The sequence below is a fragment of the Clostridium sp. CTA-19 genome (assembly GCF_054767855.1).
In genome coordinates this window covers 1-8,425 of record NZ_BAAABH010000058.1, presented here as the reverse complement: position 1 = coordinate 8,425, position 8,425 = coordinate 1, and the positions used below count along the sequence as shown (strand labels likewise).

5 protein-coding genes are annotated in these 8,425 nt (G+C 28.0%); 4 read left to right on the top strand and 1 reads right to left on the bottom strand.

The genetic code is table 11. From position 1 onward, the window contains the following. Window positions 1–405: 405 nt before the first annotated feature. On the bottom strand, window positions 406–1,470 hold the full coding sequence (locus ACYUE0_RS17260) for a YkvI family membrane protein (protein WP_460271838.1): 1,065 nt from the start codon (window positions 1,468–1,470) through the stop codon (window positions 406–408). 306 nt (window positions 1,471–1,776) lie between these two features. Here ACYUE0_RS17260 and splB point away from each other — a divergent pair, with 306 nt between their 5' ends. The 4 genes from splB to ACYUE0_RS17240 all read left to right on the top strand — a co-directional run bounded on the left by splB (window position 1,777) and on the right by ACYUE0_RS17240 (window position 7,885). Further along, window positions 1,777–2,784, top strand: a complete 1,008-nt coding sequence (gene splB, locus ACYUE0_RS17255) for a spore photoproduct lyase (protein WP_460271836.1) — start codon at window positions 1,777–1,779, stop codon at window positions 2,782–2,784. Window positions 2,785–2,996: 212 nt separating this feature from the next. Then, entirely contained in the window at window positions 2,997–4,094 is a 1,098-nt protein-coding gene (locus tag ACYUE0_RS17250; protein ID WP_460271834.1) for a GNAT family N-acetyltransferase, read from the top strand. Continuing rightward, on the top strand, window positions 4,091–5,209 hold the full coding sequence (locus tag ACYUE0_RS17245) for a LuxE/PaaK family acyltransferase (RefSeq protein ID WP_460271832.1): 1,119 nt from the start codon (window positions 4,091–4,093) through the stop codon (window positions 5,207–5,209). The genes ACYUE0_RS17250 and ACYUE0_RS17245 overlap by 4 nt, the downstream gene beginning before the upstream one ends. Window positions 5,210–5,236: 27 nt before the next feature. After that, window positions 5,237–7,885, top strand: coding sequence for an aldehyde dehydrogenase family protein (locus tag ACYUE0_RS17240; protein ID WP_460271830.1), 2,649 nt, complete (start codon window positions 5,237–5,239; stop codon window positions 7,883–7,885). The last annotated feature ends 540 nt before the right edge of the window (window positions 7,886–8,425 follow it).

The following is an 8,425-nucleotide window of genomic DNA, read 5'->3' as shown; positions in this document are numbered from 1 at the left end:
TGCTAAAGCCTCTTCTACAATTTTCATTCTTTCTTCTTCAGTATATTTTCTAATAAAATTTCCACTCATAATGCACCCCTCCATTCATTAATCCTAGTATAGTTCCATTCGAATTATGAGTCTACTTTTCCACGGGGGCCTATGAGTTGTCAATTGTCCATTGTCAAATGTCAATTATAAAATTTGTTACGGCTGTAAAATTAGATTTTAGCTTTTGTTTGTTTTATATCCTAAACTCAAATTTTACTCCCTTAAATTAAAAAAGAAACTGGTAGTCCAGTTTCAACTAACATTGTCAATTGTCCTTTGTCCATTGTCCATTTTTCAATATAGTTTTACGTGTTTTTTCAGAACTAATAACAAAGATTTTATGAATAAATTTAAATAGGATCTTCTTCCTCTTTATTACTTGCAATGTTTAAAATAAAATTTAAATATTTGATATACAAATACTAAACTAATTACTCCAAATCCAGGATAAAGATATGTTATTAAATTTTTAAAACCTAATTGAGAAATAGGTAGAGCTACAAGAAGAACTAGAATCACTCCTATTTTATAAGGTATTTTATATTTTTGCTCTAGAGTTTTTCCAACGCTATATATATCAGAAACTTCTGTAGAAAACATTTCACACCAAATAACAGCAAGAAGTAATAATTGAATTAAAGTTCCAAACTTGCTGGCAACATGCAATAATGGAATTTCAAATTGAAAAATTTCTGGTATGTTAACAAGCAACATTGAATTAATTAAAAAGGCTAGTAATGTTAAAAGCAATGCGCCAATTGATGCACCGGTTATTATTATAGATTTGCTTTTCATTTCTTTACTTAACGGAACTAAAACACCACTACTGAATAACATATTAAAACCAGCGTATAAAAAAGATGAAACAATCCATTGTCCAGGGATAATTTCATTTTTAAAAGTTCTTACACTTTGCATATAATCAATGGACATAATATCACCATGATTTATTAAGTAAAATAAAAATACAGCAATTATTATAGTAGTTAAAGAAGGAACTATAAGAGTGTTTATAGTTATAAGACCTTTTGTATCTCTAAGTAAAGTGAAAAGTGAAATAACAGCCATAATAATTACACCAACCACTCTAGGAATACCAAAGTATTGTTTTAATAGTGCACCTCCTCCAGCAAGAATTATAGAAGCCCCAGCAATTAAAAACAAACCAGTTAATAAATCTGTAATTTTTCCTAAGAAACCAGGACTAACAAGAGTTATAAAATCTGAATATGAATTTAAGTTAAATTTTAAGCTAATTGATACCATTGCAGAACTAACTAAAATATAAAAAGCTGCACAAATTAATAACCCAAAAAAACTTTTAAACCCATAGGTTGTAAAAAATTGAGTTATTTCTTGTCCTGATGCAAGGCCAGCCCCTACAATAGTACCAACAAAAACAGTAGCTGTCTGAAAGATTAAAGCTAGTCTCTTTTTCAAAAAAATCTCCCCCATAATTTAATATATATATATTTATTTGACTTTTGCCATTAAAAATATAGCTTGTCTATTAAAATATATAAGTTAGAGTGTAGATTTATTCTTAATATAATAAAAAATAAAGTAATCTTATTTAGAAAAATGAGTAATACTATAGATAATATAATAAAAAATTCACAGTTGACAATGGACAATTCACAATTAACTTTTAACTATCTAAAGCTTATAACAAAGATATTCTGTATAGACTTAAGTTAAACAGTGTATTTTTATACAATTATTCAACACAAGAGAGAGGTGTAAAATTTGTTTAATCCAAAAAGAGTTATTTTTGAAGAAGCAGCATTAAATTATGAAAAAGGTCAGGAGCTACTTAAGTTATTTAAAAATCAAGATGTTGAAATAAAGTATTCAAAAAATGGTAGAATAACAGGCATACCAGGAAAAACAGATAAAGAAATGTTTTTAGAAGGTAAGAGCACCTTAGTAGTTGGAGTAAGAAAAAAATTAGATTTTCAAAGTTGCAAACCATCTGCTCATTATCAACTTCCATTAGTAAGTGGATGTATGGGAATGTGTGAATATTGTTATTTAAATACTCAGATGGGTAAGAAACCATACATAAAAATCCATGTAAATACAGATGAAATTTTAGAAAAAGCAGGGAAATATATAGAAGAAAGAAAACCAGACATAACAATATTCGAAGGTGCAGCGACCTCAGACCCAATACCGGTAGAAGCTTATACAGGAGCATTAAAAGATGCCATTGAATATTTTGGAGCTAATGATAAATCTCTATTTAGATTTGTTACAAAATTTACAGAAGTTGATAGTCTATTAAATGCAAAACATAATGGAAGAACAACAATTCGATTTAGCATAAATATAAATGAAGCTATAAGAAAGTACGAACATAAATCAGAGGACTTTCAAGGTAGAATAGCTGCAGCCAAAAAAGTAAGTGACGCAGGTTATCCTATAGGTTTTATAATTGCACCAGTTTTTCTTGATGAAGGCTATGAAGAAAAATATTATGATATGTTAAAGTACACAAAATCTATAATGGATAACAATAACATAATGTTTGAAGTTATTTCTCATAGATTTACGAAAAGAGCAAAGGAAAATATATTAAAAGTCTTTCCTAAAACAACATTACCTATGGAAGAGGAGTTAAGGAAATTTAAATATGGACAATTTGGATATGGTAAGTATATTTATACAAATGAAGAAATGAAAAACTATAAAGAATTTTTCACTAAAAGTATAAGTGAACTATGGGGTAAAGAAAATATAAATTACATTATATAAAAAATAAATCTATAAAAGGATATTATTCTTTTATAGATTTATTTTTATTAAAAAACATACAGAAAAACTGAAAGAAGCAATTCTTAAAACAAAAAAAAGAAGGGAAAACTTGCAAAAGAAAAATTAAACAATTATAATATAATCTGGCTTATATGGTATAAAAAGGTTTATTGGTTTAAAAGAAAATAATATGTCGTTTGAGAGGTGATACTTTGCTAAAAGAATTCATGATATTAATAACTAAAAAAGTCAAAGATAAACTTGACTATGATTTAGGGATTAATTCAGGAGAATTGCCTGATGAAAAAAGGAAAATAACAATAAAAAGGTTAGAAAATGAAGCTGAAGGAATAGTAAATTGTGCTTATAGAACTTATGGAAATTCATATATACACAAATATATCTATGATAAATCTATGATAGAGAAATTAAATCATGAAGAAAGAATAATATCTTATATAGCATTAGATGAAAGGAATAATGTAATTGGACACATAGCTCTAGAATACTTTCAAAAACCTAATATATGTGAAATTTCACATGCTTTTGTGGACCCTAAATTTAGGGGGAGAGGGTGCCTTACAGATTTAACAAGGTTTGTAATAGAGGAAAGCAAAAAAAGAGGAGATGTAGGAATATATGTACATGCAGTAACAAGTCATACATATTCTCAAAAGTCAGCAGAAAGTAATGGATTTAAGGATTGTGCTTTACTTCTATCAAAAATTACAGCTTTGAAATTTAGAGATATACATGATAAAAACGAAAAAAGAGAAAGTCTTATCATAAAATATAAATATTTAAAAAGACAACGTAAAAAATATATTTATACACTAGAAAAATATAAAGAAATTATTAATGACATATATGATAATTTAGGCGTGAAAGTAGTATTTAAAAAACTAGAAGATGATAATAAAAGTTTTTCAGAGGTTACTTCTATAAAAACTATTGTAGATGAATATGATACAGGAACAATATATGTAAATGAATTTGCTAAAGATGAGATGAATAAGATATTAAATCAATTTAATAAATTATATTTTGAGGGGAAAAAAACAATATTTTTAAGATTAAAACTTTGTAATAAAAGTAGCCTATATATATGGGATAAGATGGAGCAATTTGGGTTTTGTTTTGCAGGCATTATGCCTGGAGATGGTGATGAGGATGAATTGATACTTCAATATATTAATGATGAAATTAATTATGAAAAAATATATGCAGATTCTGTTATAGGAAATGCTTTAGTTGATAATGTAAAAGAATGGGATATTGATTTTAATAGAAAAAGGAGGATTAGTATATGAAATTTAATAACATAGATATGTTATGTAATAGGGAAGATGCTTTTAATTTTACAAAAGAAACAGAGGAATTGTTTGTAAAGGCTATAGATGAAAATTATAAATTTCAACTTGATAATCAACCATATATTAAATATTTAGCAGAAAGAGAAGATTTTAATATTAATAGTTTAAGTACAATTGAGGATATAGATAATATCCCTAATTTATTTGTTGGAACTATGAAAATAAATGGTTTTTGCAATTTTAAAAAGGATGATTTAGAACTTATCTTAACAAGTTCAGGAACTAATGGTCAAAAAACTCAATTATTCCTTGATAAAAATTCATTTTCTAGGCTACAAAGTTTAGCAGAAAATACATTCAATGCTATAGGTTTTAAGAGTGATACTCCAGTACATTACTTCTTATTTTCATATGATATAAAAAAAGCAGAAAATGTTGGGACAAGCTGGAGTGATGAGCAAATTTTAGGACTTGCACCTGCATTATCTGTTAATTGGATGATTGAATGGGATGAAGATAAAGGTGAGTTCGTTTTTGATAGTAAAAAGTGGGCTAAAATTTTTAAAGAACTAGGTAATGAAGCGCCTGTAAGATTATTAGGATTTCCGGCATTTATGTATAAAATGGTAGAAGAAATCAAGGAGAGTTATGGGAAAATTAAAGTTCACAAAGATTCGTTCATAATAGCTGGGGGAGGTTGGAAAAATCATTTAGGGAAAAGTATGTCACTAAATGATTTTATGGATTATATAGAAAAAAATATTGGTCTTAAACGTGAAAATATAAGAGATACTTATGGTATGGCAGAACATGGAGTTCCTTATTGTTCATGTAGTGAAGGACATTTACATGCACCTATTTACAGTAGAATAGTTGCAAGGGATCCTATAACTTTTAAGAAAAGGTCATATGGAGAAGAAGGACTTTTACAACTTATAACGCCATATAATACAGCACAACCTAATCTATCAGTATTATCAACGGATTTAGTTGTAATTAAAAAGGACTGCCCTTGTGGAATAAAGGGAGATTATATTGAAAGAATACGACGAGGTGGAGTAACTAAGCATAAAGGTTGCGCCATTGCAGCACAGGAAATACTAAATAGCTAAGTGATTAGATTACATGGGGGTAAGGGTATGAGATTAGAAGATTTTAAACATATATGTTTTGGAAAGCAGTTAGATATAAAAGGAGAATTAACAGAAGAGAAAGCAAATGAACATTTTAATTCAGCTTTTTTAAGAAAAAAATCTAAAGAATTTAACAATACGCCTATAGATAAAATACTTTATATTTTAGAAAAAACTGCATACAAATTATGTGATAAAAATGGAGATTATTATAAAGAAATAATGGAGAAAATGCCTAAATTAATTAGTTATTCTCCTTCAATGGTTGATATGGGAATAGAGTCCCTTAAAGAAATGTTAAGCATAAATTCCCTAAAATTAAGATTGGAGAGTCTTGGAGATTATCATTGTTTAGATAATTTTACAAAAGATAGACAGTCTAAAATGACTAGGGCAGTTCCAGTTGGTTCAGTTCTTCATATAGCAGCAGGAAATATATTTTTAGGTTCAATAGATTCACTAATTATGGGAATAATAACAAAAAATATAAATATATTAAAGGTTTCTAGTCAAGATTTTTTATTTCCAACATTATTTTATAAAGCATTAGATGAAGTAGATGTAGATAAAGCAATTACTCCATATATAGCAATTACCTATTGGAAAAGCAGTAATAAAGCTTTAGATAAAATTGCTAAAAATAGCTTTGATGCTATACTTTTATTTGGTGGAGAAGAAGCAGTGAAAAATTACAAAAATGGATTATCCGTTAATACTCAGCTTTATTCTTTTGGTCCTAAAATAAGCTTTGGCATTGTGTGTAAAGGTTTAAATGATTTTGAATTAAGAGAAACTGCAATGAACTTTGCTGATGACATAGTTTTTTGGGAACAAAGGGCATGTACAAGCTGTCAAAATATATTTATAGAAAATAGTAATGATGTTAAAAACTTTGTTAATTATTTATATGATGCTTTAGAAGAAAAGGGTAAAGAATTTCCTCAAAATCAATTGGATATAGATTACGCTGTTGAGATAAGAAAGAAAAGAGAAATTGCAAAATGGGAGGAATTTAATAATAGGGCGTTAGTGCTAGAAGGTAAAAATGCAAATCATACTATAATTATGGAAGAAAAAAATAATATTTCTGATTGCCCTCTAAATAGAACTATATATGTTAATGTAGTTGATAGTTATAAAGATATTTTAGATGGAAACATAAAACTTTTAAAATATTATATGTCTACATTAGCTATAGCATGTAATGATGGGGTTCAAGATATAATTGAAGATTTAATTGATTTTGGAGTAATGAGATTTTGTAGACCAGGAGCTATGAATAAAAGTGAAGATGACTCTTTACCTCATGATGGAATGTATATAACTAATTTACTTGTAAGATTTATAAATAAAGAAAATATTAAGATAGATGATTTAGGAATTGAGTATGTTAATAAAGATAAAAAAGATGATATATTGCTCTGGAGATTAAATTCTCTTATTAATGAGGCTGTAAAATCACCATTTTATAAAGAGTTTTATAAAGATGTATCTCTTCCATTAAAAAGTTTACAGGATTTTAAAAATGTTCCTATACTTGAAAAAAAGCATATTTATGAAAATAGTATAGATAAAAGTAATGATATGATTACAGGAAATATGGAAAGTTCTTATGTTTTTTCAGCTGGAGGAACTACAGGTAAAATGAAGTATGTAGCTTATTCTAATGAGGAATTTGAAAAGTCTAAAAAAATATTTGGAGAAGGTTTTAGAGCTGTTGGTATAGATAAAAATGATTTTGCAGTTAACTATATGAAAGCAGGAGCCCTTTGGACAGCTTTCCCAGCAGTAAATGAAGGGCTAGAAGAAACAGGCTGTAAAATATTATCACTAACGGCTAATCAACCTGAAAAGGAAAGTATAGAGTATCTAAAAAAATTTAAACCTAATGTACTTATAAGTCTTCCAGGAAACATTATACTTTTAGCTCAAGAGGTAGAAAAATTAAACGAAAATATTAAATTAGAAAAAATATTCTATGCAGGAGAGCATATGCCATTAAAAGCACAGGAATATGTAAAGAAGGTATTTGGTGCAAGAAAGATAGCATCCTTTGGATATGCAGCAGTAGAAGTTGGCCCCATAGGATTTCAATGTGAATGTTGTAAGGGAACTGAACATCATGTTATGAATGATTGGTGTTATGTTGAAAGAGATAAAAATGGAGATGCAATTGTAACAACCTTAAGGAGGTTTCTTAATCCTATAATAAGATATAGACTTGGAGATAGCATTCAGTGGATTGATGAACCATGCGCCTGTGGAAGAACTTCAAAGAAGTTTAAATTATTGTCAAGAACTGATGATGTTATAAGATTTAATGTATCAGATATATATATAAATGATGTACATGAGGCATTAAAAAATGTTAATGAAGTTTCACCTTTCTTTCAAGTGGTGGTTGATAATGTAGATGAAATGAGAGATGTAACATTTAAAATAGAAACAAAAGATAAGGATATGGCTTTAAAAGGGGACATATTAAAGGAGAAAATAGTAACTTCTTTAAAAAGTAATATTAGAAGCTTAGGAATAGATTATAAAAAAAATTTAATTAACGATTTAAAAATTGAAATATTACCACCCTTCGGAATAGAAAGAGTAGGACGAACAGGTAAGATAAGAAGAATAGTAGATAGAAGAGTAGCTCTTTAAATTTAATTACCGTAAATAAAACAAGTTATCCAGTCCCCCTTAAAAGAGTTAAGAGTTAAGAATTAATAATTAAGAGTTTAGGGGGAAAGTGGCAACCACTTTCTGAAAATGATTTTTAAAAAATTGACAATGGACATTTGACAATTGACAATGATGGAGGAAACTGGACTGCCAGTTTCTTTTGAATTGTTTGAGACTGGCTTTGAAAGTTTAGGTAGAAATATAAAATTAGGAGAGTATCAAATTTTAACGAAGAGAATAAATTTACCGTGCCTGTCCCATTTGTGATGGAGCCAATGCTTAGAGGAATTGCTTGCTTAAATCTTTAGATAAAACTAAACTAAAAATTACGTTTAGTATTACTAGGAATGAAGTGACTAGTAATATCCTCCAACTGTCGGACGGCTCCCCTCTAATTGGACAAACTTAACTTATACTAATATATGCTTAAATTTTTAAACACACATTAAATTCTTAAGATAATATTCGTGTGGTGTAACATATCCAATTGAAGAGTGTATTCTCTCATTGTTATATCTA

What these genes read in the sequence shown, in the direction of transcription:
- ACYUE0_RS17245 (WP_460271832.1), top strand. Translation starts at nt 4,091, where the DNA reads ATGAAATTTAATAACATAGATATGTTATGTAATAGGGAAGATGCTTTT.
- ACYUE0_RS17240 (WP_460271830.1), top strand. Translation starts at nt 5,237, where the DNA reads ATGAGATTAGAAGATTTTAAACATATATGTTTTGGAAAGCAGTTAGAT.